We start from the raw sequence: 25,015 nt of genomic DNA, 5'->3' as shown, positions 1-25,015 counted from the left end.
TTTTCTTGTAAAAGTTATAAAGGTCGTCTGAAAAGTATTTCAGACGACCTTGGATTCGGATTTCAAGTGCAACACTAGGGTACCAGTGGTTGGAACAGATTTAAGAATAAAACACTTGGCGTTTCGTAGCCAAGTGTTTTTCTCGGCCGGTGGTTCAACTCATCTTGAACCCTGCGTATCTCCCGATCGCTGATGTTTCGGAAATCGGTTTGTTTGGGGAAATATTGCCGGATGAGTCCATTGGTGTTCTCATTCAGCCCTTTCTCCCAAGAATGGTAAGGGCGGCAAAAATAGGTTTTCGCCTTCAAGGCTTTGGCTATTTTGGTGTGTTGGTAGAACTCTTTGCCGTTATCCATGGTGATGGTGTGGACTCTGGCTTTATATGCCTTTAATACCCTAATGGCCGCCCGGGCAGTGTCTTCGGCTTTTAAGTTCTTTAATTTGCAGATGATGGTGTAGCGGGTAACGCGTTCGACCAAGGTCAATAACGCGCTTTTCTGATTTTTGCCGACGATGGTGTCGGCCTCCCAATCGCCGATGCGGGTTTTCCGGTCGACGATAGCAGGTCGGTTCTCTATGCCGACGCGGTCGGGCACTTTGCCTCTGGTCCATGTGCTGCCGTAGCGTTTGCGGTAGGGTTTGCTGCATATTCTGAGGTGTTGCCACAAAGTGCCGCCGTTGCTTTTGTCTTGGCGGAGGTAGCGGTAAATAGTGCTGTGATGGAGTGTGATCCCGTGGTGTTTATGCAGGTAGGCACATACTTGTTCGGGACTGAGTTTGCGGCGGATAAGGGTGTCGATGTGTTGAACCAGCTGCGAATCGAGCTTATAGGGTTTTCGCCGGTGCTGTTTGGTCAGCCGGCTTTGCTTCTGTGCTTTTTCGGCGCTGTATTGCTGTCCTTGGATGCAGTGCCGCTTGATTTCGCGGCTGATGGTGCTTTTGTGGCGGTTGAGCTGTTTGGCGATTTCGGCGATGGTGCAGTGGCGGGACAGGTATTGGATATGGTATCGTTCGTCTTGGGTCAGTTGTGTGTAGCTCATGGCAATCTTTCTTGCAGGAAAGGCCGTATGCTACCGCATACTGGCCTTTTTCTGTTATGGAAAGTTGCACTTCAAATGCGAATCCGCCGACCTTCTGTTTATTGTTGAAGCAAATGCAGGATAAGCAAATACTGCTTAGTTTTATTACAAAATAGCGGTTCTTTGCCAAACATAATTGGTATAAAATACCAAACTATTTTTATAGGCCGCAGGCAATCATTTCAGCGTATTTTCAGAATGCGAAGCCTGCCTGTTAGGTACGGCCTTATCATATGAATAAAGGAATGCAAAATGCCAGACTACCGCTCCAAAACCTCCACCCACGGCCGCAATATGGCGGGTGCACGCGCATTGTGGCGCGCCACCGGCGTGATGGAAACCGACTTCGGCAAGCCCATCATCGCCGTTGCCAACTCGTTCACCCAATTCGTGCCCGGACATGTCCACCTGCACAACATGGGCCAACTGGTTGCCCGCGAAATTGAAAAAGCGGGCGCAATCGCTAAAGAATTCAACACCATCGCCATCGACGACGGCATCGCCATGGGACACAGCGGCATGCTGTATTCCCTGCCCAGCCGCGATTTGATTGCTGACTCCATCGAATACATGGTGAACGCCCACTGCGCCGACGCGCTGGTGTGCATTTCCAACTGCGACAAAATCACCCCCGGAATGCTGATTGCCGCCATGCGCCTGAACATCCCGACCATCTTCGTTTCCGGCGGCCCGATGGAAGCGGGCAAGGTCATCGGCGTGGCCAACATCCAGCCCGAACGCCGTTTGGACTTGATTGACGCCATGATTGAATCGGCGGACGACAATGTCAGCAACCAGCAAGTCGAAGAAGTCGAACAAAACGCCTGCCCGACCTGCGGCTCCTGCTCCGGCATGTTCACCGCCAACTCCATGAACTGCCTAACCGAAGCGCTCGGCCTGTCCCTGCCCGGCAACGGTTCCTACCTCGCCACCCACGCCGGCCGCAAGGAATTGTTCCTCGAAGCAGGCCGCATGATTGTCGAAATCACCAAACGCTATTACGAGCAAGACGACGAAACCGTGTTGCCGCGCAGCATTGCCACCAAAAAAGCGTTTGAAAACGCCATGACCATGGACATCGCCATGGGTGGCTCCACCAACACCATCCTGCACTTGCTCGCCGTTGCCAACGAAGCGGGCGTGGATTTCAAAATGGCCGACATCGACCGCTTAAGCCGCGTCGTGCCCTGCATCTGCAAAACCGCGCCCAACAACCACGACTACTACATGGAAGACGTGCACCGCGCCGGCGGCATCTTCGCCATTCTGAAAGAACTGGACAAAGCGGGCAAACTGCACACCGACGTGTACACCATCCACGCGCCGACGCTGAAAGACGCGATTGAAAAATGGGACGTGACCAATCCCGAAAACACCCACGCCATCGAACGCTTCAAAGCCGCGCCCGGCGGCGTGCGCACCACCCAAGCGTTTTCGCAAAACCGCATGTGGAAAACCCTCGACCTCGACCGCGAAAAGGGCTGCATCCGCAACGTCGAACACGCCTACTCGCAAGACGGCGGTTTGGCGGTCTTGTTCGGCAACATCGCCGAGCGCGGCTGCGTGGTGAAAACCGCAGGCGTGGACGAGAGCATCCTCAAATTCACCGGCCGCGCCCGCGTGTTTGAAAGCCAGGAAGCCGCCGTCGAAGGCATTTTGGGCAACCAAATCGTCGCCGGCGACATCGTCATCATCCGCTACGAAGGCCCCAAAGGCGGCCCGGGTATGCAGGAAATGCTGTATCCGACTTCCTACCTGAAATCCAAAGGCCTCGGCAAAGCCTGCGCCTTGCTGACTGACGGACGCTTCTCCGGCGGCACATCAGGCCTCTCCATTGGCCACGCTTCGCCTGAAGCGGCGGAAGGCGGCGCCATCGGCTTGGTGCACGAAGGCGACACGATTGAAATCGACATTCCCAACCGCAGCATCAATCTGAAAGTGTCCGACGAAGAACTCGCAAAACGCCGCGCTGAAATGGAAGCACGCGGCAGCAAAGCGTGGAAACCGGAAACCCGCGACCGCTACGTCTCCGCCGCCCTGCGCGCCTACGGCGCAATGGCGACTTCCGCCGACAAAGGCGCGGTGCGCGACGTATCGCAAATCGAGCGTTGATTCGGTATATTACGGGCAGGAGGCCATCGGAAACGCTCCTGCCCTTTTTCTGTTTGAATCAATGTTTACGGCGAAACCGTATCCATGACTTATCTCTCAGCAATTTATTTTATTGCTTGTATCGGTTGAAAAAGTTTCAAGCGGGTATCTGATGGAAAATTAGGCAAAAGGCTGCGAAACTTTGATACCCATATGTCAGGTCGTCTGAAACCCGTTTTTCAGACGACCTGACATTGAAAAAAGGACAAAACATGAATATCCGCATCGGACAAGGCTACGATGTCCACCAACTCGTCGAAGGCCGCGATTTGATTCTCGGCGGCGTAAAGATCCCGTTTGAAAAAGGCCTGCTCGGTCATTCCGATGCCGACGCGCTGTTGCACGCGATTACTGATGCTTTACTTGGCGCGGCGGGCTTGGGCGACATCGGCAGCCATTTCCCTGATACCGCCGCCGAGTTTAAAGATGCCGACAGCCGCGTATTGTTGCGCGAAGCGTATCAAAGCGTGCAGGCATTGGGCTGGTGCATTGTGAACGTGGACACAACCATCATCGCACAAAAGCCCAAACTCGCGCCGCACATTCCAGCCATGCGCGCCAACATTGCCGCCGATTTGGGCATTCAGACGGCCTGTGTCAATATCAAAGGCAAAACCAACGAAAAACTCGGCTATCTGGGGCGCATGGAAGCCATCGAGGCGCAGGCGGCGGTGTTGCTGGAAAAAGCGTAAGCAGGCAAGCACAAATGGCATGAAAATGTTAACATATGTCCATCAACCGACATCCCATTAAGGAGAACTCATGGCTACTCAAGACGAATTGAAGCGCATTGCCGCCGAGAAAGCGGTGGAATTCGTACCCGAAAACGAATACATCGGCATCGGCTCCGGCTCGACTGTGAATATGTTTATTGAAGCGTTGGGCAAAAGCGGCAAAAAAATCAAAGGCGCGGTTTCGACTTCTAAAAAGTCCAGCGAATTGATGGCGCAATACGACATCCCAGAAGTATCACTGAATGATGTGATGGGGCTGGCTGTCTATGTTGACGGTGCGGACGAAGTGAACCATATGCTGCAAATGATTAAAGGCGGCGGCGGCGCGCATTTAAACGAAAAAGTTGTCGCCAGCGCGTCCGACAAATTCATCTGTATCGCCGACGAGAGCAAATATGTTTCGCGTTTGGGAAAATTCCCGCTGCCCGTAGAAGTGTTGCCCGGCGCACGTTCGCTGGTGTCCCGCAAACTTTTGGCAATGGGCGGACAGCCAGAATTGCGCCTGAACTACACCACCTTCCACGGTAACCAAATCATTGATGTCTATGACTTGCATATTGACCGTCCGCTGACTATGGAAGATGAAATCAACCGCATCACCGGCGTTCTCGAAAACGGCATCTTCGCCCGCAACGCTGCGGATGTGTTGATATTGGGTACAGAGCAGGGCGCCAAAGTCATCAAACCCGGACAAAATTAAAGGCAATAAACAGCGAAGGTCGTCTGAAAACCAATTTCGGTTTTCAGACGACCTTATCATTCTCAAATTATGAAGACCACTACCATGCTCAAATGGCTGCCCGTTTTCCTGTCTGTATTGGGCGCATTGGGTTACAGCTCACGCGATACCGAACTTGTTCAATCAGGCGTTCAGATTGTTTCCGATATTACAGACAGCCGTCATTTCGGCTTAGAGGCCGTCGGTGCGCTACTGACCGATACAATCAGGCCAAAGTCGTCTGAAAACGAAGTGGACAAGACTGGCATACATAAAAAAGCCCCCTATACTTATCACGGAAAAATCATCAAAATCCACGACGGTGATACCCTTCATGTCATCGACGGAGACGGTGCAAAACACAAAATCCGCATGGCGTATATCGACGCGCCCGAAATCAATCAGGCATACGGTACGCGTTCGCGTGACAACCTGATTGCCGAAGCCGTCGGCAAAAAAGTGAAAGTACGCGTATTCGAGAAAGACCGCTACCAACGCGAAGTTGCGCAGGTATCCGTTGGGACAACCGATTTGAACCTTATGCAGCTGCGCGACGGCGCGGCATGGCATTACGACAGCTATGCCAAAAAACAGCAAAGCAAAACCGCCTATGCCGATTACGCCGCCAGCCAAAAGCAGGCAAAACAAAAACGTAAAGGTTTGTGGAGCGGTAAAAATCCGCAAGCTCCGTGGGATTTCCGAAGGGGTGAACGCGAAGCGCAAGAAGGACGCGGAAACTCAAAATTGGAAGAAAACTGGTTGGGGATTTGGTAAGAAGGAAATATAGTGGATTAAATTTAAACCAGTACGGCGTTGCCTCGCCTTGCCGTACTATTTGTACTGTCTGCGGCTTCGTCGCCTTGTCCTGATTTAAATTTAATCCACTATATAAGCAAGAGGTCGTCTGAAAACTTTTCAGACGACCTCTTGCTTTATTCATCCCATCGTTTAATGCAGATGCTCGTAAATGGTCTCCGCCAATGCTTTGCTGATGCCTTCGACTTGTTCCAAATCTTCTTTGCTGGCGGCAACGACGCCGCGCAGGCCGCCGAAGCGGGTGAGCAGGGCTTGGCGGCGTTTGCTGCCTACGCCGGGGATGTCGCTGAGGGATGAGGTAACGCGGGCTTTGTCGCGTTTTTTGCGGTGCCCCGTGATGGCGAAGCGGTGTGATTCGTCGCGCACGGTTTGCAGGAGGTGCAGGGCGGGGCTGTTGGGCGGTAGGCGGAAGGTTTCGCCGGTGAACGGGAGGATGAGTTCTTCCATGCCGGCTTTGCGTTCGGGGCCTTTGGCGATGCCGACCAAGGGGATGTGCAGCCCGAGTTCTTCCCATACGGATACGGCGACGCCGATTTGTCCTTTGCCGCCGTCAATCAATACGACATCGGGCCATTTGACGGCCTCGCCGTTGGCTTCGGCTTCCTGCATTTTGCCGTAGCGGCGGGTGAGGACTTCGCGCATGGCGGCGTAGTCGTCGCCGGGTTTGGCGGTGGTGATGTTGTAGCGGCGGTATTGCGAGGGTTGGATGTTTTGTTCGTCGTACACGACGCAGGAGGCGATGGTGGCTTCGCCTTGGGTGTGGCTGATGTCGAAGCATTCGAGGTGGTTGAGGTCGTCTGAATTCATGTTCAGGATTTTTGCCAACTCGTCGATGCGGTGTTGCTGGCTGCTTTGTTGCAGGCGGCGTTGGGCAATCGCCATTTGTGCGTTTTGTTCCGCCATTTTCAACCAGACTTTGCGTTCGCCTATGGTTTTGGTCACGAACTGCATTTGTTTGCCGTGTTCGCCCTCCAAGGCTTCTTTCAATGCGTCGGGGACGGGGAAGTTGCTGATGATGATGTCGGGTTTGCTTTTGCTCAGATAGTGTTGGGCGACGAAGGCTTCGGCGTAATCTTGTCCGTTTGGTTCGGGGTCGTTTTTGGTGTCGGGGAAAAAGCTTTTGTCGCCGACGTGCCGCCCGCCGCGTATGCTGACCCAGTGTACGCAGACGAGGCCGTCTGAAACGGCGAGCGCGAGCAGGTCGATGTCGTTGGGGTTGTTGGGGTTTTTGCTGTCGATGAACTGGTTGCTCTGCATGATGCCGAGCGCTTGGATTTGGTCGCGGTAGCGGGCGGCTTCTTCAAATTGCAGGTTGGCGGCGGCGGTCTGCATTTTGTGTTGCAGGGTGCGGGTCAGTTCGTCGGTTTTGCCGTTGAGGAAAGTGGCGGCTTGGCGCACGCTGTCGCGGTAGTCTTCTTCGCTGATGTGTCCGACGCAGGGCGCGGTGCAGCGTTTGATTTGATACAGCAGGCAAGGACGGTCGCGGTGTTCGAACACGCTGTCTTCGCAGGTACGCAGCATGAAGACTTTTTGCAGCACCTGAATACTGTCGCGCACGGCGTTGCTGTTGGGATAGGGGCCGAAGTATTGATTCGGCTTTTTCAGCGTGCCGCGGTAATACGCCATCTGCGGATATTGATGTCCGCTGAGCATGAGGTAGGGATAGCTTTTGTCGTCGCGGAAAAGGATATTGTATTTGGGCGACAGGGCTTTGATGAAGTTGTTTTCGAGAATCAGGGCTTCGGCTTCGGAGCGGGTGATGGTGGTTTCGATGTGGTGAACCTGTTTCACCATCAACGCGATGCGCGGGGAATGGTCGTTTTTCTGGAAATAACCGGACACGCGCCGCTTGAGGTTGACGGCTTTGCCGACGTATAAAACGTTGCCGCCTTCGTCGAAAAAACGGTATACGCCGGGCAGGTTGGGCAGGTTTTTGAGGAATAGGGGGATGTCGAAGTCCGTGGTCATGGGGCGGGTGGTAGTATAGGGGCTGGAAAGTCGGAATTATAGGGGAAACTATATTTCAGGAATATAACAAAAGGTCGTCTGAAAACGGGTTTTCTCAAATAGAAACCCGTTTTCAGACGACCTTTACCGATATGATTGTTAACGGCGGAATTTGCCTTGATCGAAATCATCAAATGCTTCGTAAGCGGCGCGGCATTGGATGCGTTGTTCTTTATAGGGTAGCTGACGGAAAGCTTTGCGGGCTTTTCGGTTTTTTTTCAATTCGGCACGGTTGCCTTTGTATTTGTACCATGCAGCGCGGCGGTCGAGGTAATTTTTGCAAGCGGGATGCAGTTTGCCATGTTCGGCTTGAGTTCGCGGATGGTGGCGTTTATGGGTGTCTGCATCGGCAGTTTGGGCGGAAAAACCCAGTATCAGTGCAATGGACAAAGTAGAAAGCAAGCCTTTTTTGAGTAACATGACGAACTCCTGTTTGTAGGATTGAATGAGTACTTTGCAAAATTGAAATCTATAGTCAATTAAAAATAAAATAGTACAATACTCAACTTTGAAGGTCTAACCATGGCATACTCTGCGGACTTGAGAAACAAAGCTTTAAACTTTTACGAACAATGCAAAAACATCAGCCAAACCGCAGCAACATTTAACTTGTCAAGAAACACGCTTTACCTGTGGATTCACCTTAAAAAACAAACAGGCAGCCTAAAACATCAAGTTACCGGTCTAAATGCCGTCAAATTGGATAGGCAAAAACTGGCTCAATATGTTGGGCAACACCCGGATGCCTATCTGCATGAAATCGCCAAACATTTTGATTGTACGGCCGCCGCCGTTTGCTATGCACTCAAACAGATGGGAATGACGCGCAAAAAAAGACCACCACTTACAAAGAACAAGATCCGGCCAAAGTAACGCATTATTTGACACAGCTGGCCGAATTTTCCGACTACCAACGCGTTTATTTGGATGAAACAGGATTTGACCGCTACCTGTTCCGTCCCTATGCCCGCAGCCCGAAAGGGCAAATAGTGAAAGCGCAGATAAGTGGAAAAAGATACCGACGCTTATCTCTGGTGTCCGCACAAGTCGGCAACCGGCTGATTGCTCCGATGGTTTATCAAAATACGATGACCGGAGTCTTTTTTGAAGCGTGGTTTCAGCAATGCCTACTGCCTGCATTGACTCAAAAATCGGTGATTATTTTAGATAATGCACGATTTCACCGTATGGGTGTCTTACGGGAAATGGCGGAAAAATGGGGACATAAGGTATTGCCTCTTGAACCTTATTCACCTGAGCTCAACCCGATTGAGAAGGTTTGGGCGAATATTAAGCGGTATCTGCGAACCGTATTGTCTGATTACGCCCGATTTGACGATGCGCTACTGTCCTATTTTGATTTTAATTGACTATATAAAACAGGTGCTCAGAGGTTTACGGCTCACTCTCACTTCGCGTTACCAAATACCAGCTTATCGGTTTTGAACGTATAGTAATCAATCCAATCCTGCAGATATTCATACGGGTAAGACAAGTCATACTGTTTCATAAAATCGAAGATGTCTTGGTATTCGTCTGCCGGTAGCGGATCGTAAATAATCAAATCCCTCGGTGCGATTTCGTGGTCTATGCCTAAATCGAAACCGTGCATGGATGCGATTTTGGCGTAGGTAACGATTTGCGGCTGCAGGTAGAAATCGAAATAGGACAATGTTTCTTTGGCAGCCATACGCGCGGTTTTTTTATCGAAAAGCGGCTCTAAGGCGGCCTTCATCGCCTCTGCATCCTGTTCGGCGAAAGCGAGGAAGAAGCGGTAATCGTACAACCGCTTTTGCAGCCATTTGCTAGGGGTGGGATGCGCCAAGACTTTCTCGCTACGTTGTTTCAAACGTTCAAGCTGCTTACCCTCTACCATCAGCAGAGTATTGTAAATCATATGACGGTTGAGGTCGTAGCGGTTTACGAAGGCTTCTGTATCGTTGGCGATGTTGTCAATATTGCGCACTAGAAACTCACGCAGCTGCGGGCTGTCGCTCATCAGCATCAGAAACATCGGATTTTGAATGTTGAGCATATCGCAGGGAAAAAAGAAGGGTTCAGGGTCTGTAGAATTTACACTCAGCAAAACTCCCAGCTTTCCTGCAACATAAGCATATTGCTTGAATTTCTTAAGATCATGTTCAAATAGATAGGCATGGGAAGCTGCAGCTCTAACGTCCATGAAAATATGTTGCATAGCTGCAAGCGGAACGCCTTTTCTTTCATCTACATAATCTATAGAGTCAAGGCAACCGCTATTGAAATTAGCAGTATTGCCTATGATTACTTTAGTAATATGCTCATACCATTTTTGGGTGGTCATCATATTGTGCCCCATTGTTATCTCCTTATATTGGTTTTAGGCAACGGTTGCGGCATTATCCAAGGTTCTTTCCAAGTCTTGTAAATTTTTCTCCGCTTTCGCTGCTTTATAGGCCAGTCTCGCTTAACCTTTACCCGGAACTATATCCAGCTAAGCAAACAGGCATTCGGCATCAGTCTGTGAATAAAATAATTTGTTTTACCAGTCCACTCTATTTGCCTGATTAAGGGAAGGGAGCTATACGGTAGGAAGGGCTGAGAAAATTGCAGATAAAAAAAACCATCTATACTAAGGGGAAAAGTATAGATGGCCAAACACATTACGGGGAAAACGTCTTACTCACTTACTCACTTCTCTCGAAGCAAGTGTTACTCAGACACGCGAATTATATAATAGTTCACGAATGATGGCGTTAAGTTTGGTTAATGACATCTTAACAATCATATCATCATGTTTTAAAACAAATAAAAAAATCATAATGGTTAAAATTTTTTTGAAAAAACTTCAAAATTTTCAAACTGTGATGAATTTCCACTCCCCTGAGGCTAAATTTTCTACCGTTCGTCCGTTGAATTCGTCCCGATGGAGGTGTTCGACGCGGTTGCCGGCGGCGGCGACCATGCGTTTGACTTGATGATATTTGCCTTCGGTAATGGTCATCAGCAGGGTGGTCGGATTTTCCAAAACGGCTTCGGCTGCGCGGACGGTTTCGTTGTCGTCGTGCAGCAGGACGCCGTTTTTCAGCGTTTCACACAGGCTGTCATCGGCAGGATGCTTCAGGGTAACGCGGTAGATTTTGGGCACTTTGTGTTTCGGCGAGGTAACGCGGTGGTTGAACTGCCCGTCGTTGGTAATCAGCAAAACGCCCGTCGTATCCGCATCCAGCCTGCCGACCGCCTGCATATCGATGTTGCGCATATGATCGGGAAAAAGGCTGAAAACGCTGGGGTATTGCTGCGGTTTGTGCGAGGTTTCGTAATCGGCAGGCTTGTTGAGCAGGATATAAAAATAGGGCATGGGGACGACGACGATGTCTTCGCCGTCTATGCGCAGCGTTTGGACTTCAGCGGGATCGATGTCGGCTTTGGCGTCGTTGTAGACCGTATCGTTGATTTCGACACAGTCGTTTTGAATCAGCCACTGGCATTGTTTGCGGCTGCCTATGCCTTGGGATTGAAGGTATTTGATCAGTTGCATGGGAATGGCGGGAACGGGTTTCAGACGACCTAATTGTATATCAGGACTTCGCTTTCAAACGATAGATATAAGTGGTTTCCCGATTGCGGGCGAAGGCGAGCGGGTCGGATTCGTCGGCGGCTTTGCGGTGGCGCGGTTTGGTTTTCAGAATATCGACCACTTCTAAAGAGGTCGTCTGAAAACATTGTTCCAGAAAATCACGGTCGCGCAGATGCAGATGTTCCGCCAAGTCGGAAATGATTAACCACGCTTCGCCTTGCGGGTTTAAATGCTGCCGCACGCCGTTTAAGAAGGCGGTCAGCATGGCGTTGTCGGGATCGTAGAGGGCAGTTTCGACGGCGGAAGTCGGTTTGGCGGGCAGCCACGGCGGGTTGCAGACGATCAGGTCGGCGCGTCCTTCGGGAAACAAATCGACGGCTTGGACGGCAACTTGTTTGTCCAGCCCCAAGCGGGCGAGGTTGGCGGTTGCGCAGGCGATGGCTTTGGGGTTGGTGTCGGTAGCGGTGATGTCGGGAATGCCGCGTTTGGCGAGGATGGCGGCGATAACGCCGGAACCTGTACCGATGTCGAACGCCGTCTGAATATTCGGATTTAACGGCGCTTGGGCGATTAAGTCCAAATATTCGCCGCGCAGGGGCGAGAACACGCCGAAGGGAATATGGATTTTGCCGCCAAGCTGCGGAATGTCTATGCCTTTTTTGTGCCATTCGTGTGCGCCGATGAAACCCAAAAGCTGGTTGAGCGGCAGCAAAAACGGCGCATCGTTCGGCTCGGCGTACACATCAGCAAGGGCGGCGCGGACGTCCGGCGCGCGCGGGTTGCTTAACTGAAAACCCACGCCGATTTCGACGGCAAGCATGTTCAGCACGCGGCTTTGCTGCGCCTGCTTCATGCGGTGGGTGTGGAAGGTCGTCTGAATATCGGCGGGCACGTTTTTTGTTTTTTCAGACGACCTGCGGACGCGCTTTTTCATCGCTGCCAACACTTGTTTGGCGTTGTGGAAATCGCCCGTCCAAACGGTTGCCGTTTGGGCGTGGGCGTTTTTCAGAATATCGGCGGCATTGCTTTCATGCACATAAACCGCCTGCTTGGGCGGCTTTTGCGTGCTTTCGTTGCGCCATTCGGCAGCGGCGCGGTCAGTGGGGATAATGGGGAACATGACGGGAAGGAGGAAGGGAAAACGGCGGCAAGTTTACTATATTTCGGGAAGTATGTATTGAAAGCGGAATAGGGTTGTAATAAAGGCCGTCTGAAATTTGAAATGTGGTTTCAGACGACCTATTCTCAATTGCATAAAATACTTTCTTTCCGTCTGCAAACGGAGTACATTTACCCCCATTGTTAACAATTTTACGGAACACACATCATGGAGAAATTTCCCAAATCGTCCAAGCTGGACCATGTTTGCTACGACATCCGCGGCCCGGTACACAAAAAAGCCCTGCAACTCGAAGAAGAAGGCCATAAAATCCTCAAGCTCAATATCGGCAACCCTGCGCCGTTCGGCTTTGAAGCGCCCGATGAAATTTTGGTGGACGTGATCCGCAACCTGCCGACCGCGCAGGGCTATTGCGATTCCAAAGGGCTGTATTCCGCCCGTAAGGCCATCGTTCATTACTATCAAACCAAAGGTCTGCGCGACATTTCGGTCAACGACGTTTATATCGGCAACGGCGTGTCCGAGCTGATTACCATGTCCATGCAGGCACTTTTGAACGACGGCGACGAAATCCTGATTCCCGCGCCCGACTATCCGCTGTGGACGGCTGCCGCCACTTTGGCGGGCGGTACGGTGCGCCATTATTTGTGCGACGAAGAAAACGACTGGTTTCCCAACCTTGCCGATATGGAAGCCAAAATCACGCCCAAAACCAAAGCCATCGTTGTCATCAATCCCAACAATCCTACCGGCGCGGTGTACAGCAAAGAAATCCTGCTCGAAATCGCCGAGTTGGCGCGCAAACACGGTCTGATTATCTTCGCCGACGAAATCTACGACAAAATCCTCTACGACGGCGTGGTTCACCACCACATCGCCGCACTCGCGCCCGACTTGCTGACCATTACCTTCAACGGACTCTCCAAAGCCTACCGCGTTGCCGGATTCCGTCAAGGCTGGATGGTGCTCAACGGTCCGAAAGAACATGCCAAAGGCTATATCGAAGGCCTCGATATGCTCTCGTCCATGCGCCTATGCGCCAACACGCCCATGCAACACGCCATCCAAACCGCTTTGGGCGGCTATCAAAGCATCAATGAATTCATCCTGCCAGGCGGCCGCCTGCTGGAGCAGCGCAATAAAGCGTGGGAAATGGTGAACCAAATTCCCGGCATATCCTGCGTCAAGCCGATGGGGGCGCTTTATATGTTCCCCAAAATCGACACCGAAATGTACGGCATCCATGACGACATGAAATTTATCTACGACTTGCTCGTGCGCGAAAAAGTCTTGTTTGTCCAAGGAACGGGGTTCAACTGGATACGCCCCGACCATTTTCGCATCGTTACCCTGCCGTACACCCACCAAATCGAAGAAGCCATGGGCAAACTCGAGCGCTTCTTGCAGACTTATCGGCAATAATCTAATAAGGCGAAAGGTCGTCTGAAAGCATGATTTGCGTGTTCAGACGACCTTTGTTATGCCCGTTCTGCTTGGCAAAACAGCCTGATATGCGTATAATTAACATTTCCCATCTGGGGGCGATCTTGGTTTCGACGGGGGTTGCAAAGCAGATGCGGGCATACCGGGATCTCAGATTTCCCGTAAAACACTGAATCTAAATAGTCGCAAACGACGAAACTTACGCACTGGCCGCTTAAGGCCTGCCGTTGCAGCAGTTGGTCAATGGGCTGTGTAGCGCAAGCTACCGCAACGTCATTTTACATTGACTGGTTTTCCGCCGGGTTACTTGGCGGGAAATAAGATTTAAGGTAACTGGTTCCTAGAAGGCCTGTCGGTTGGCATGATAGGAACGAGATTTTAAATAGACACGACTAAGTATGTAGAACGCTCTGTAGAGGACTTCCGGACGGGGGTTCGATTCCCCCCGCCTCCACCATACCCTATTTTCAGCAGTATCCTGTAATACGCATAAAGCCTTGAGCCTTAACGGTTTCAAGGCTTTTTTGTTACCTTGAATATGCTCGGGTTTTTATCATTTATGGGGTAACTTTTTGGGTAAGTTTTCAGGAATTTCATCAAAACGTGTTTCAAATGTACCGTTTGTCTATTCGAACTGGTTCTGCCGACCCAAGATTGCCAAATTTCGTTGAACACATTGGCACACGGCGCAGGACGGAAATGGCAGCGCAGCGAATGCAAAGGCCGCCTGTCGCACAAATATTCCGCCGACAGCCTGCGCCAAACCGCATTCGGCAGCGTGGTCGTTTGTCAGGATAAGGCTTTGATTTTTGAAGAGGCTCCGCAGGCTTATAAAGACATAGACAGCGTCATTTCAGCCATGAAAAACGCAGGTCTGATTGAATTGGTCGCTCGGTTCAAACCCGTTTTGACTTATAAAACCAGCGGCGGATGCGGAGAATAAAAATGAAGCAAAACTTACAAACGGTTTATCTGCAAATTTCTACAGCCCAAGGGCCTGCCGAATGCCGCATCTTTGCCCGTTTCGTATTGGGCAGGCTGCTTGCCGAGGCAAAGGCGGAAGGTGTTGAGGCGGAAATCATCTCCGAAACCGCCGATAAACACGGCATGATGTCGGCGGTGCTTAAATTGGACGGCAAACATGCCGAAACTCTGGCACAGCGTTGGCAAGGTTCGCTCCAATGGATATGCGCCAGCCCCGTCCGTCCGAAACATCCGCGTAAAAACTGGTATATCGGCGTTTTCCGCATGCCCGATATGCCTGAAATGCCGTCTGAAAGCGAAATTGAGTTTCAAACCTGCCGTTCGGGCGGCAAAGGCGGGCAGCACGTCAATAAAACTGAAAGTGCCGTCCGTGCCACTCATAAAGCAAGCGGTATTTCCGTGCGGGTCGAAAGCGAACGCAGTCAGCATGCCAACAAAAAATTGGCTTTGACCCTGCTGGCGCAAAAGTTGGCGGAACACCATGCCGGACAGACCGACGATTACGCCCGCGCACAGCACAGCCGGCTTTATCAGGTGGAGCGCGGCAATCCGAAACGGACGTTCGTCGGAACGGAATTTAAGGAGAAGCCGGATGCTAAATCTTGAGCTGAGACTGCGGCTTTGGCAATGTCGCGATTACCTGTGTTTTTAATATACGGGAAAAGGTCGTCTGAAAACCTGAATTTGTGTTTTCAGACGACCTTTTGTTTGGCTATCAACATCCGGTCAATAAGAATCCGGAATGTGTTTGAAATACAGCATGACCAGATACCAAAACAGCGTCGCTGCGGCTGCACCGAGCAGCACCCATGCGCTGATTTTGGCGACATCGCGCAGGGCGCGTTTTTGCTTGCGGCTGAAGAGGCGGTTGATGATTAGCGCGGCAAGTGCGAAAAAGAAAAAAATACGGAAAAGTCTGCCTATCATATCGGGAAGCGGGGGAGGTCGTCTGAAAAAGTATGGTTCGAGCGTAGCGGCATGGGGACAGATGTTTCAGCGCGTCAGGCTGCTTGTCCGACCGTGTCAAAAAGTCATGCCGTTTGCTATATAATAACGCTTTTCGCCGCATTTGTTGGAACAGGATATGAGTCAAAGTGCCTCGGTGGGCATTGTAACGCCCCAAAAAATTCCGTTTGAGATGCCGCTGGTTTTGGAAAACGGTAAAACTTTGCCGCGTTTCGATCTGATGATTGAAACCTACGGCGAGCTGAATGCCGAAAAAAACAATGCGGTTTTAATCTGCCATGCGCTGTCGGGCAACCATCATGTTGCGGGCAGACATTCGGCGGAGGATAAATATGCGGGCTGGTGGGACAATATGGTCGGCCCCGGCAAACCGATTGATACGGAACGTTTTTTCGTGGTCGGTTTGAACAATCTGGGCGGCTGCGACGGCAGCAGCGGGCCTTTGTCGATCAATCCTGAAACGGGCAGGGAATACGGTGCGGATTTTCCGGTGGTTACGGTGAAGGACTGGGTAAAATCCCAAGCCGCGCTTGCCGATTATCTCGGTATCGAACAATGGGCGGCGGTTGTCGGCGGCAGCTTGGGCGGCATGCAGGCTTTGCAGTGGACGATTTCCTATCCCGAGCGCGTGCGCCATGCCTTGGTGATTGCGTCTGCGCCCAAACTCTCGACGCAAAATATCGCGTTCAACGATGTGGCGCGTCAGGCGATTTTGACCGACCCCGATTTCAACGAAGGACATTACCGCAGCCACAATACCGTTCCCGCACGGGGCTTGCGGATTGCCCGCATGATGGGGCACATTACGTATCTTGCCGAAGACGGTTTGGGCAAAAAATTCGGACGCGATTTGCGTTCAAACGGCTATCAATACGGCTACGGCGTTGAATTTGAGGTGGAATCCTATCTGCGCTATCAGGGCGACAAATTCGTCGGGCGGTTCGACGCCAACACTTACCTGCTTATGACCAAGGCTTTGGACTATTTTGATCCGGCGGCAGATTTCGGCGACAGCCTGACCCGCGCCCTGCAAAATGTGAAAGCGAAATTTTTTGTCGCCAGCTTCAGTACCGACTGGCGTTTCTCGCCTGCGCGTTCCAAAGAGCTGGTCAAAGCGCTGATTGCCGCGCACAAGCCGGTGCAGTATATCGAAGTCAAATCCAACCACGGCCATGACGCCTTTTTGATGGAAGACGAGGCCTATATGCGCGCCGTAGCGGTTTATATGAACAATGTTGACAAGGATTGCCGATCATGAACTTGCGCGACGATTTGCAGTTGATTTACGACTGGATTCCAGAAGGCAGCCGCGTCTTGGACTTGGGCTGCGGCGACGGCGAATTGCTGGCGGCTTTGGTGGAGCACAAAAAATGCAGCGGCTACGGCATCGAAATCGACACCGACAGCGTCATCTCCGCCATGTCGCGCGGCGTGAACGTCATCCAAGCCGATTTGGAGCAGGGTTTGGCGGAATTTGGCGACCAGACGTTTGACGTTATCGTCTTGAGCCAAACCATCCAAGCCATGCAAAACACCGAAAAAATCCTGCGCTGCCTCATGCGCGTGGCGAAACAGGCGATTGTCAGCTTCCCGAATTTCGGTTACTGGCGCAACCGCTTCCAAATCGCCATCGGCGGCCATATGCCGGTTTCCGAACGCATGCCCTACCATTGGTACGATACGCCGAACATCCATTGGTGTACGCTCAAAGACTTTGATTTATTGTGCGCCAAAAACAAAATCCGCGTCCTCGAGCGCGCGGTCATGACGGGTAACAAACAGGTCAAACATTTCCCCAACCTGTTGGGCAGCTTGGCGTTTTACCGCGTCGGGTAAAGAATATTGTGAGCAGTCTTTTCTATAAAAAATTGGGAATCTGCTTTCAAATAAGTTATGTTGGATGTAGTCAAACCTCATTTTTTATCTGACAGAAGATGAGGTTTGGTGAATTTCGACTTAAGCTGAATAAAATTCTTGTTGTGTTTGAAAAATGAAATACTGTATGTTGGCAGATTCGTGCTGATAAAGCATAACTTGTTAAAAAGGTCGTCTGAAATCCCTTTTAGGATTTCAGACGACCCTTATATTTTATAGCTTCAATCATTTTTGTCTAAATGATAAATTTGGGCAACGGCTTCTACAAGATCACTGTCGGTTGAGCCTGCTTTATTGAGGGTGCGGGTAGGGGAATGGAGCAGTTTGTTGGTCAGTTGTATAGAGAGGCGTTCGAGGACTTCTTCGGGGGACGTACCTTTCGCCAGTTGCTTCATTGCATTTTCGAGCACTTGTCTGCGGGCGCGTTCGCCCTCATCGCGAAGTGCGCGGATAAGCGGAACGCTTTGGCGGCTTTTTTGTTGTTGGATAAATTCGCCGACTTTTTCTTCAACCATGGCTTCGGCGGCCGCGGCGGCTTTTTGCCGTGATTCTTTACCGCTTTGGACGATGTTCATCATATCGTCGACGGTATAAAGATAGGCATCTCCAAGTTCGCCCACTTCTGCTTCGATGTCTCTGGGGACGGCCAAATCCAATAGGAAAACAGGCATGTTATGGCGTTGTTTCAGAGCGCGTTCAACCATGCCTTTGCCGACCAATGGCAGCTGGCTGGCGGTTGAAGAAACGACGACATCGTATTCGTGCAAAATTTCAGGCAGGTCGGTCAGCAGGCGAGGTTCGGCAGTAATGCCGAGTTTGTCGCACAATTCTTGCGCACGGGGTAGGGTACGGTTGGCGACGGTAATCAGTTTGGGGTTTTTCGCGGCAAAGTAGGTGGCCACCAATTCAATCATCTCGCCTGCGCCGATAAATAAGACATTCAAATCGGCAATATCGGGGAAAATTTGTTCCGCCATTTTGACTGAGGCGGATGCCATAGATACGGAATTTTCACCGACGGCGGTATCGGTACGGATTTCTTTGGCTACTGAGAAGGTTTTTTGGAACAGCGCATTGAGGTGTGAATTGATGCTTTCCTGCTCTTGGGCGATACGGACGGCATCTTTGATTTGTCCGAGGATTTGCGGTTCCCCCAATACCATGGAATCCAGCCCGCAGGCCACGCGGAAAGCGTGTCGGATGGTTTCGTTGTTGTCTAAAGTGTATAGGTAGGGACGGATTTCTTCGATAGGGAGATTATGATATTCGGCGAGCCATTCAATAATCCGCTCTGTATTGCCGACGCAATAGAGCTCAGTACGGTTGCAGGTAGACAGAATGACGGCTTCGTCAGCAGCCGGACTGTGTGCCAAAGCACGAACGGCATCGGGGAGATGCTCGGCGGCGAATGCTAATTTTTCGCGTATGCTCAGGGGTGCAGTTTGATGGTTGAGTCCGACGGCGGTGAGTTGCATGGGGAGGGTGTTTTGCGGAATGGTGTGTGTCGGGCGGTATTATAGCCCAATTCAGGTATGAAATGAACGGATAAGGAGGAGCGGGTAGGTGGCGGTCGTCTGAAATTTTATGTGTCGGCAGCTTTAGGTTTTCAGACGACCTGCTCATCTCACAGATAAAAATGTTTGCCGTTGTTGGGGTTGTTTGCTTTCAAATCGTTCAACATCCGTTTGAAATCCAAGCCGTATTGTTCGCTTAACTTTTCCGCGCGCTTTTTCAGCTTGTCGAGGTTTTGCTCTTTCGGACTGCTTTGGAACGCCATCACCGCCATATTGCCGTGGCTTTCGGCGGGCAGTTCCAACACGCGGCCTTCGAAGACGTTGAGCAGGCGTTCGATGAATCGTTGGTAGCGTTTGTCGCCGCTCCACCAGTTGGTGACGAACACGCCGTCGGGCGAGAGGGCGTGGCGGCAGTCTTGGAAGAAGGGTTCTTCCACCAGCGCGTCGATGATTTGTTCGCCGTCGAAACCGTCCACCAAAATCACGTCGGTATTGTGGCGGAACACTTTGATGTATTCCGCGCCGTCCGCTTCGACGATTTCGAAGTTTTCCCCTTCAAACGGCAGCTCGAACAGGCTGCGGGCGACGGCGATGACCTGCGGGTTGATGTCCACGGCGGTTTGCTTGGTGTTGGGTAGGTAGCTGTCTATCCAGCGTGCGAACGAGCCGCCGCCCAAGCCGATTTGGGTGATGTGTTTCGGCGTTTCTTCCGCAAACAGAAGCCAGCCCATCATCGCGCGGCTGTACGATAAAACCAGTTCGGCGGGATGGTCGAGGTTCATCGAGCTTTGGATGGTGTCGCTGCCCAGATGCAACGAGCGGATGTTGCCTTCTTCGGAAATGCCGACTTCGGGCAGGTCGGACTTGGCGGGGCGCAGGCGGCGGTAGGGGTGTCGTGGCATGATGTGGACGGATGAAGGGGAAAGGGGGGTATTTTATCAGAGTGTCGTCTGAAATGCTTTTTGTGCGGGTGTTTTTCAGACGACCTTTCGGCTATATACCTGAGCGGCTTGGTTTATATATGGGGTAATCATTACGTCTGAAATAAATTTCTTTTTAAATCAGATATTTTTTATAAAAATTTACTTTGTGGGCGACAGGCTCTTGCCAAGCGGGGCAGTTAACGGCATAATTCGGCTTCTTTGCCGGTATAGCTCAGTTGGTAGAGCACCTGACTTGTAATCAGGGGGTCCCGAGTTCGACTCTTGGTGCCGGCACCAGTTTATCGCTGAAGGTGCCGCAAGGTATTTCAGTAAGCCGGTATAGCTCAGTTGGTAGAGCACCTGACTTGTAATCAGGGGGTCCCGAGTTCGACTCTTGGTGCCGGCACCAATCAAACAGCCCGATTGTGAAAGCAGTTGGGCTGTTTTGCGTTTGCCGTTCGGGTGGCAGGGCGGCGGGCATTTCACTATAATAGCCCGTTTTAATCTAAAAGGTCGTCTGAAAAAGGCGGAATACATTCTAATGATTACTGTGAACACACTGCAAAAGATGAAGGCAGAAGGCGAAAAAATCGCCATGCTGACCGCCTATGAATCCAGCTTTGCCGCGTTGATGGATAATGCCGGAGTCGATGTTTTGCTGGTGGGCGATTCCTTGGGCATGACCGTGCAGGGACGCAAATCCACGCTGCCCGTCAGCCTGCGCGATATGTGTTACCACACCGAAAACGTCGCGCGTGGTACGGAAAATGCGATGATTGTCAGCGACTTGCCTTTTGGTGCGTATCAACAGAGTAAAGAACAGGCGTTTGCCGCCGCTGCCGAACTGATGGCGGCGGGCGCGCATATGGTCAAACTCGAAGGCGGCGTTTGGATGGCGGAAACCACTGAATTCCTGCAAATGCGTGGCATTCCCGTCTGCGCCCATATCGGCTTGACCCCGCAGTCCGTGTTTGCGTTTGGCGGATATAAAGTGCAAGGGCGGGGCGATAAGGCGGAAGCCTTGTTGGCAGATGCGAAAGCGCACGACCAAGCGGGTGCCGCCATCGTATTGATGGAATGTGTACCGGCGGAATTGGCGAAAAAAGTAACCGAAACCGTCTCTTGCCCGACCATCGGCATCGGCGCAGGTGTGGATTGCGACGGACAAGTTTTGGTCATGCACGATATGCTCGGCATTTTTCCGGGCAAAACTGCCAAATTCGTCAAAAATTTCATGCAGGGCAAAGACAGCATCCAAGCCGCCGTTGAAGCCTATGTCCATGAAGTCAAAGCCAAAACCTTTCCCGCTGCGGAACATTCGTTTGCTTGATACCCTCAACTGAAAAAGGTCGTCTGAAAAGGTTTTCATCGTGAAAACCGAATTTCAGACGACCTTTGTTTGTCCGTGTTCCCAGCGTATAATCGGCGCGTGATTTTCGGGCTGACAAAATATGGCGGCTGCGCGCCGCAATCCCGAAAAAGATAAAGGACATTTTCCACCATGCAAATCATTCATACCATTAAAGAATTACGCGAATGGCGCAAAAATGCAGGCAGCGTTGCCTTTGTGCCGACTATGGGCAATCTGCACGAAGGCCATCTCGCCCTCGTTCGCGAAGCCAAAAAACGCGCCGACAACGTCGTCGTCAGCATATTCGTCAACCGCCTGCAATTCGGGCAGGGCGAGGATTTCGACAAATACCCGCGTACCTTGCAGCAAGACGCCGACAAACTCGCCAACGAAGGCGTAGCCGTCGTGTTTGCGCCCGGCGAAAAAGAGCTGTATCCCAATGTCGAGCAACGTTTCAACGTCGAGCCGCCCAACCTTCAAAACGAATTGTGCGGCAAATTCCGCCCCGGGCATTTCCGCGGTGTCGCTACTGTCGTCAGCAAACTGTTCAACATCGTCCAACCCGATACTGCCTGTTTCGGCAAAAAAGACTATCAGCAGTTGGCGATTATCAAAGGCTTTGTCGAAGACCTGAATTTCAATATCGACATCGTTCCCGTCGATACCGGCCGCGCTCCTGACGGGCTTGCGCTTTCCAGCCGCAACCAATACCTCAGTGAAGCCGAACGCGCCGAAGCCCCGCGTCTGTACCGCGAATTGCAACGCGTCGCCGCCGAACTTAAAAACGGCAATCTCGATTATGTCGGTCTGGAAACAGAAACCGTCCGCCGCCTGACCGAAGCCGGCTGGGTGGTTGATTACATCGAAATCCGCCATGCCGAAAGCCTCGCCGTCGCACGCACCGGCGACAAAGCCCTCGTCGTTCTCGCCGCCGCCCGCTTGGGAACGACGCGTCTGATTGACAACTTGGAAGTCAGCTTGGCTTGATTGTTGGAATAGAAAAAGGTCGTCTGAAAACCGGTTTGGGTTTCAGACGACCTTTTTTACAGGTATTACTGGTTAAAATAAGTAAATTTATGCCGTTATGTTTATTCCAATATAGGAAGGGTAAGAATGACGAAGTAGATATTTTAATCAGCCATGTAAGTGATAAAAAATGGTGAACTGGGACTATTGCGCCGGAGAAAAAGCATCTGAATAGAAGGCTGTTTCAGGCAGGCTGCATTGTGCAGCCAACACAGATTTCGCGCTTTCGATCATGGCGACAGAACCGCAGGCATAGACTTCGTAACCGCTTAAATCGGGATAATCTTTAGTGGCTGCGGTTTGGACGTATCCTTTTTCGCCTTGCCAGCCCTCATCGGCTTTTGAAAGAACTGGGGTAAAGCGGGCGTTTTTCAGACGACCTGTCAGCTCTTGCGCTTCTTCGAGTGCGTACAAATCATCTTGATGACGCGCGCCCCAGTAGAGATGGACGGCGCGGCTGCTGTCTTGGCAGATAAGGTCGAGCAGGATGCTGCGGATGGGGGCATAGCCTGTGCCGGTTGCCAAGAGAATGATCGGTTTGTCGCTGTCTTCTTGTAGGGTAAACGAACCGAGCGGGCCTTTGACGCGGACGATGCCTTTTTCTTTGACTTTGGGTTCGCTGCCGAAAATCATTTCCGAGCAGACGCCATTTTCGCGCCTGCGGATGTGCAGTTCCAAAATGCCCTCTTGGTCGGGCGAGTTGGCGATGGAATAGCTGCGGCTGACGTTGCCCGGCAGCAGTAAATCAATGTATTGCCCGGCGTAGAAAGCAAACGGTGGGGCTTTGGGTAGCGCAAGTTTCAAGAGGGCGACATCGTGTTTGAAAACCATGCTTTCGATACGGGCAGGCAGGGTGCGGACGGGGAGGGCGTTTGCGTTGTAGCCGGGGATGTTGATGCTGATGTCGCTTTGCGCGGTGGTGCAGCACATCAAAATCTTGCCTTGGGCTTTTTCTGCTTTGGATAAAGCCTGTTCCGAGTGTTCGCCCATTTGAATATCGCCGCTGACCAGTTCGGCTTTGCATTGCCCGCAGACACCGCTTTTGCAGGAATGGGGCAGATTGAGGTTTTGACGGGCTGCAGCAGCTAAAACGGTTTCGCCATCGTTGGCGGTAAAGGTGGTTTGGTCGGGTAGAGTAATGGTATGGGTCATAGCTTGGCGTGGTTTGAATAGATTAAGTTAAAAGGTCGTCTGAAAGCTTGTTTCCCGTTTTACCTTCGTTGGAACTTTGCTTTCAGACGACCTGTGTGATAACGGATTAAGCCAGTTTGGCTTTAATTAGTTCTTGAACCTGTGCGGGATTCGCTTTGCCTTTGCTGGCCTTCATCACTTGTCCCACAATCGCATTCAGGGCTTTTTCGTTACCGGATTTAAATTGTTCCACGGCTTTGGCGTTGTTTGCCAGCACTTCGTCCACCATGGCTTCAATCGCGCCGGTATCGGTCATCTGCTGCAAGCCGTGTTTTTCGATGATTTCGGCGATAGTGGCTTCGGGTTCCGCCCACATGGCTTCGAAGGCTTTTTTCGCTAACTTGCTGCTTAATGTGCCATCGGCGATTTTGCCTACCAACGCGGCGAGGCGTGGGGTGGTAATCGGGCTGTCGGCGAGTTCCATACCTTCTTTGTTCAGCGTGGCAGCGAGTTCGCCGTTCATCCAGTTGGCAGTCAGCTTGCCTTGTCCGCTGGCTTTGGCGGCTTCTTCAAAATAGGCAGCCTGCACGCGGCTGGCGGTAAGCAGGCGCGCGTCGTAGTCGGATACGCCGTAGTCCGCCACGAAACGCGCCGCCATTTCTTTTGGCAGCTCGGGCATTTCTGCTTTGGCTTTTTGCAACCGGTCGTCTGAAATGATGACGGGCAGCAAATCGGGGTCGGGGAAGTAGCGGTAGTCGTGCGCGTCTTCTTTCAAACGCATCACGCGGGTTTCGCCTTTTTCCGGGTCGAACAGCATAGTTGCCTGCTGTACTTTGCCGCCGTCTTCCAAAATCTCGATTTGCGCTTCCACTTCGTAATTAATCGCCTGCTCCAAGAAGCGGAAGGAATTGAGGTTTTTAATCTCGCGGCGCGTGCCGAATTCCGCTTGGCCTTTCGGGCGCACAGATACGTTGGCATCGATGCGGAACGAGCCTTCCGCCATATTGCCGTCGCAGATGTCCAGCCAGGTTACCAAGCTGTGTAAGGCTTTGGCGTAGGCAACGGCTTCGGCGGCGGAGCGCATTTCGGGTTCGGAGACCACTTCCAACAGCGGCGTGCCGGCACGGTTCAGGTCGATACCGGTTGCACCGTTCAAGCCCTCATGCACGGATTTGCCCGCGTCTTCTTCCATGTGCGCGCGGGTGACGTTGATGGTTTTCACATCGTCGCCAACCACGATTTCCAATTTGCCGTGTTCGACAATCGGCAAATCCAATTGGCTGATTTGATAGCCTTTGGGCAAGTCGGGGTAAAAGTAGTTTTTGCGGTCGAACACGTTTTTCTGGTTGATTTTCGCATCCAACGCCAAGCCCAATTTGATAGCTTTTTCAACGACTTCTCGGTTCATTACCGGCAGCACGCCCGGCAGCGCGCATTCCACCACGCTGGCGTGCGCATTGGGTTCCGCACCGAATGCGGTTGATGCGCCGCTGAAGATTTTGGATTGGGTGTTTAATTGGACGTGGATTTCCAAGCCGATTACTGTTTCCCAAGTCATAAGAGGTTCTTTCTTTTGATGTCAATAATATAAAGTGGTCAGCCGTTTTCAGACGACCTG

22 protein-coding genes, 2 tRNA genes, 1 other RNA gene and 2 pseudogenes are annotated in these 25,015 nt (G+C 51.7%); 15 read left to right on the top strand and 12 right to left on the bottom strand.

Annotated features, from left to right (window positions below; genetic code table 11):
• Window positions 1-74: 74 nt before the first annotated feature.
• Window positions 75-1,040: an IS30 family transposase gene (locus MON37_RS05870; RefSeq protein WP_242883752.1), complete on the bottom strand. Its 966-nt coding sequence runs from the start codon at window positions 1,038-1,040 to the stop codon at window positions 75-77.
• A 291-nt stretch (window positions 1,041-1,331) separates the two neighbouring features.
• Here MON37_RS05870 and ilvD point away from each other — a divergent pair, with 291 nt between their 5' ends.
• The 4 genes from ilvD to MON37_RS05850 all read left to right on the top strand — a co-directional run bounded on the left by ilvD (window position 1,332) and on the right by MON37_RS05850 (window position 5,456).
• The gene (gene ilvD, locus MON37_RS05865; protein WP_039410382.1) at window positions 1,332-3,191 is read left to right on the top strand and encodes a dihydroxy-acid dehydratase; all 1,860 of its coding nucleotides are present in this window, start codon (window positions 1,332-1,334) and stop codon (window positions 3,189-3,191) included.
• A 251-nt stretch (window positions 3,192-3,442) separates the two neighbouring features.
• On the top strand, window positions 3,443-3,922 hold the full coding sequence (gene ispF / locus MON37_RS05860; RefSeq protein ID WP_039410380.1) for a 2-C-methyl-D-erythritol 2,4-cyclodiphosphate synthase: 480 nt from the start codon (window positions 3,443-3,445) through the stop codon (window positions 3,920-3,922).
• Between the two features lie 70 nt (window positions 3,923-3,992).
• Entirely contained in the window at window positions 3,993-4,664 is a 672-nt protein-coding gene (gene rpiA, locus MON37_RS05855; RefSeq protein ID WP_039410379.1) for a ribose-5-phosphate isomerase RpiA, read from the top strand.
• Between the two features lie 69 nt (window positions 4,665-4,733).
• Complete coding sequence (locus tag MON37_RS05850) at window positions 4,734-5,456, top strand: thermonuclease family protein (protein ID WP_039410377.1); 723 nt, start codon at window positions 4,734-4,736, stop codon at window positions 5,454-5,456.
• Between the two features lie 7 nt (window positions 5,457-5,463).
• Here MON37_RS05850 and MON37_RS12455 read toward each other — a convergent pair.
• From MON37_RS12455 to MON37_RS05840, 3 genes and pseudogenes are all read right to left on the bottom strand, one after another.
• Window positions 5,464-5,652: pseudogene (locus MON37_RS12455) on the bottom strand (IS5/IS1182 family transposase); the annotation flags it as partial.
• On the bottom strand, window positions 5,631-7,466 hold the full coding sequence (gene uvrC, locus MON37_RS05845; RefSeq protein WP_039410374.1) for an excinuclease ABC subunit UvrC: 1,836 nt from the start codon (window positions 7,464-7,466) through the stop codon (window positions 5,631-5,633). The gene uvrC and the pseudogene MON37_RS12455, both read right to left, overlap by 22 nt.
• A 138-nt stretch (window positions 7,467-7,604) precedes the next feature.
• Window positions 7,605-7,925: a hypothetical protein gene (locus tag MON37_RS05840; RefSeq protein WP_039410372.1), complete on the bottom strand. Its 321-nt coding sequence runs from the start codon at window positions 7,923-7,925 to the stop codon at window positions 7,605-7,607.
• A gap of 102 nt (window positions 7,926-8,027) precedes the next feature.
• Here MON37_RS05840 and MON37_RS05835 point away from each other — a divergent pair.
• A protein-coding gene (locus MON37_RS05835) for an IS630 family transposase (protein ID WP_242883807.1) occupies window positions 8,028-8,875 on the top strand; the annotation gives its coding sequence in 2 pieces (ribosomal slippage) (window positions 8,028-8,343 and window positions 8,343-8,875; 849 coding nt in all).
• Window positions 8,876-8,913: 38 nt separating this feature from the next.
• Here the strand turns inward: MON37_RS05835 and MON37_RS05830 are convergent.
• The 3 genes from MON37_RS05830 to MON37_RS05820 all read right to left on the bottom strand — a co-directional run bounded on the left by MON37_RS05830 (window position 8,914) and on the right by MON37_RS05820 (window position 12,184).
• On the bottom strand, window positions 8,914-9,843 hold the full coding sequence (locus tag MON37_RS05830) for an immunity 49 family protein (protein ID WP_039405936.1): 930 nt from the start codon (window positions 9,841-9,843) through the stop codon (window positions 8,914-8,916).
• A gap of 498 nt (window positions 9,844-10,341) precedes the next feature.
• Window positions 10,342-11,025, bottom strand: a complete 684-nt coding sequence (locus tag MON37_RS05825; RefSeq protein ID WP_039405933.1) for a 16S rRNA pseudouridine(516) synthase — start codon at window positions 11,023-11,025, stop codon at window positions 10,342-10,344.
• Window positions 11,026-11,065: 40 nt separating this feature from the next.
• Window positions 11,066-12,184, bottom strand: a complete 1,119-nt coding sequence (locus tag MON37_RS05820; RefSeq protein ID WP_039405931.1) for a methyltransferase — start codon at window positions 12,182-12,184, stop codon at window positions 11,066-11,068.
• A 207-nt stretch (window positions 12,185-12,391) separates the two neighbouring features.
• On the opposite strand from MON37_RS05820, the gene MON37_RS05815 reads away from it, so the two are divergent.
• The 4 genes and pseudogenes from MON37_RS05815 to prfH all read left to right on the top strand — a co-directional run bounded on the left by MON37_RS05815 (window position 12,392) and on the right by prfH (window position 15,217).
• The gene (locus tag MON37_RS05815; protein WP_039405929.1) at window positions 12,392-13,606 is read left to right on the top strand and encodes a pyridoxal phosphate-dependent aminotransferase; all 1,215 of its coding nucleotides are present in this window, start codon (window positions 12,392-12,394) and stop codon (window positions 13,604-13,606) included.
• A 115-nt stretch (window positions 13,607-13,721) separates the two neighbouring features.
• Window positions 13,722-14,084: a transfer-messenger RNA gene (gene ssrA, locus MON37_RS05810) on the top strand.
• A gap of 177 nt (window positions 14,085-14,261) precedes the next feature.
• A pseudogene (locus tag MON37_RS05805) lies at window positions 14,262-14,570 on the top strand (RtcB family protein); the annotation flags it as partial.
• Between the two features lie 2 nt (window positions 14,571-14,572).
• Window positions 14,573-15,217 (top strand): peptide chain release factor H, encoded by a 645-nt coding sequence (gene prfH / locus MON37_RS05800; protein ID WP_039405923.1) that lies wholly within the window; start codon window positions 14,573-14,575, stop codon window positions 15,215-15,217.
• 120 nt (window positions 15,218-15,337) lie between these two features.
• On the opposite strand, the gene MON37_RS05795 is transcribed toward prfH, so the two are convergent.
• On the bottom strand, window positions 15,338-15,538 hold the full coding sequence (locus tag MON37_RS05795) for a protein MIGRI (protein WP_003675061.1): 201 nt from the start codon (window positions 15,536-15,538) through the stop codon (window positions 15,338-15,340).
• Between the two features lie 157 nt (window positions 15,539-15,695).
• Between MON37_RS05795 and metX the strand changes: the two genes are divergently transcribed.
• A complete protein-coding gene (gene metX / locus MON37_RS05790; RefSeq protein WP_039405918.1) occupies window positions 15,696-16,835 on the top strand; it encodes a homoserine O-succinyltransferase MetX in 1,140 nt (379 codons plus the stop codon).
• Window positions 16,832-17,413: a methionine biosynthesis protein MetW gene (gene metW, locus MON37_RS05785; protein WP_039405916.1), complete on the top strand. Its 582-nt coding sequence runs from the start codon at window positions 16,832-16,834 to the stop codon at window positions 17,411-17,413. Before metX ends, metW begins: the two co-directional genes overlap by 4 nt.
• Before the next feature lie 260 nt (window positions 17,414-17,673).
• Here the strand turns inward: metW and hemA are convergent, their stop codons facing one another.
• Window positions 17,674-18,927: a glutamyl-tRNA reductase gene (hemA, locus tag MON37_RS05780; RefSeq protein ID WP_039405913.1), complete on the bottom strand. Its 1,254-nt coding sequence runs from the start codon at window positions 18,925-18,927 to the stop codon at window positions 17,674-17,676.
• 149 nt (window positions 18,928-19,076) lie between these two features.
• The gene (locus tag MON37_RS05775) at window positions 19,077-19,868 is read right to left on the bottom strand and encodes a polyamine aminopropyltransferase (protein ID WP_039405910.1); all 792 of its coding nucleotides are present in this window, start codon (window positions 19,866-19,868) and stop codon (window positions 19,077-19,079) included.
• A 242-nt stretch (window positions 19,869-20,110) separates the two neighbouring features.
• Between MON37_RS05775 and MON37_RS05770 the strand changes: the two genes are divergently transcribed.
• The 4 genes from MON37_RS05770 (at window position 20,111) to panC (ending at window position 22,227) form a co-directional block, all read left to right on the top strand.
• A tRNA-Thr gene (locus MON37_RS05770) sits at window positions 20,111-20,186 on the top strand.
• A gap of 36 nt (window positions 20,187-20,222) precedes the next feature.
• Window positions 20,223-20,298 (top strand) — tRNA-Thr (locus tag MON37_RS05765).
• A 132-nt stretch (window positions 20,299-20,430) separates the two neighbouring features.
• Window positions 20,431-21,219, top strand: coding sequence for a 3-methyl-2-oxobutanoate hydroxymethyltransferase (panB, locus tag MON37_RS05760; protein WP_039405907.1), 789 nt, complete (start codon window positions 20,431-20,433; stop codon window positions 21,217-21,219).
• Between the two features lie 171 nt (window positions 21,220-21,390).
• Entirely contained in the window at window positions 21,391-22,227 is an 837-nt protein-coding gene (gene panC, locus MON37_RS05755; protein WP_039405904.1) for a pantoate--beta-alanine ligase, read from the top strand.
• A 183-nt stretch (window positions 22,228-22,410) separates the two neighbouring features.
• On the opposite strand, the gene MON37_RS05750 is transcribed toward panC, so the two are convergent.
• Together MON37_RS05750 and gatB are read right to left on the bottom strand one after the other, a co-directional pair.
• A complete protein-coding gene (locus MON37_RS05750; RefSeq protein WP_039405901.1) occupies window positions 22,411-23,418 on the bottom strand; it encodes a 2Fe-2S iron-sulfur cluster-binding protein in 1,008 nt (335 codons plus the stop codon).
• 106 nt (window positions 23,419-23,524) lie between these two features.
• Complete coding sequence (gene gatB / locus MON37_RS05745; protein ID WP_039405898.1) at window positions 23,525-24,955, bottom strand: Asp-tRNA(Asn)/Glu-tRNA(Gln) amidotransferase subunit GatB; 1,431 nt, start codon at window positions 24,953-24,955, stop codon at window positions 23,525-23,527.
• Between the last annotated feature and the right edge of the window lie 60 nt (window positions 24,956-25,015).

This window comes from Morococcus cerebrosus, from assembly GCF_022749515.1.
Classification (GTDB): Bacteria; Pseudomonadota; Gammaproteobacteria; order Burkholderiales; family Neisseriaceae; genus Neisseria; species Neisseria cerebrosa.
This window is presented reverse-complemented; position numbering and strand designations above follow the sequence as displayed.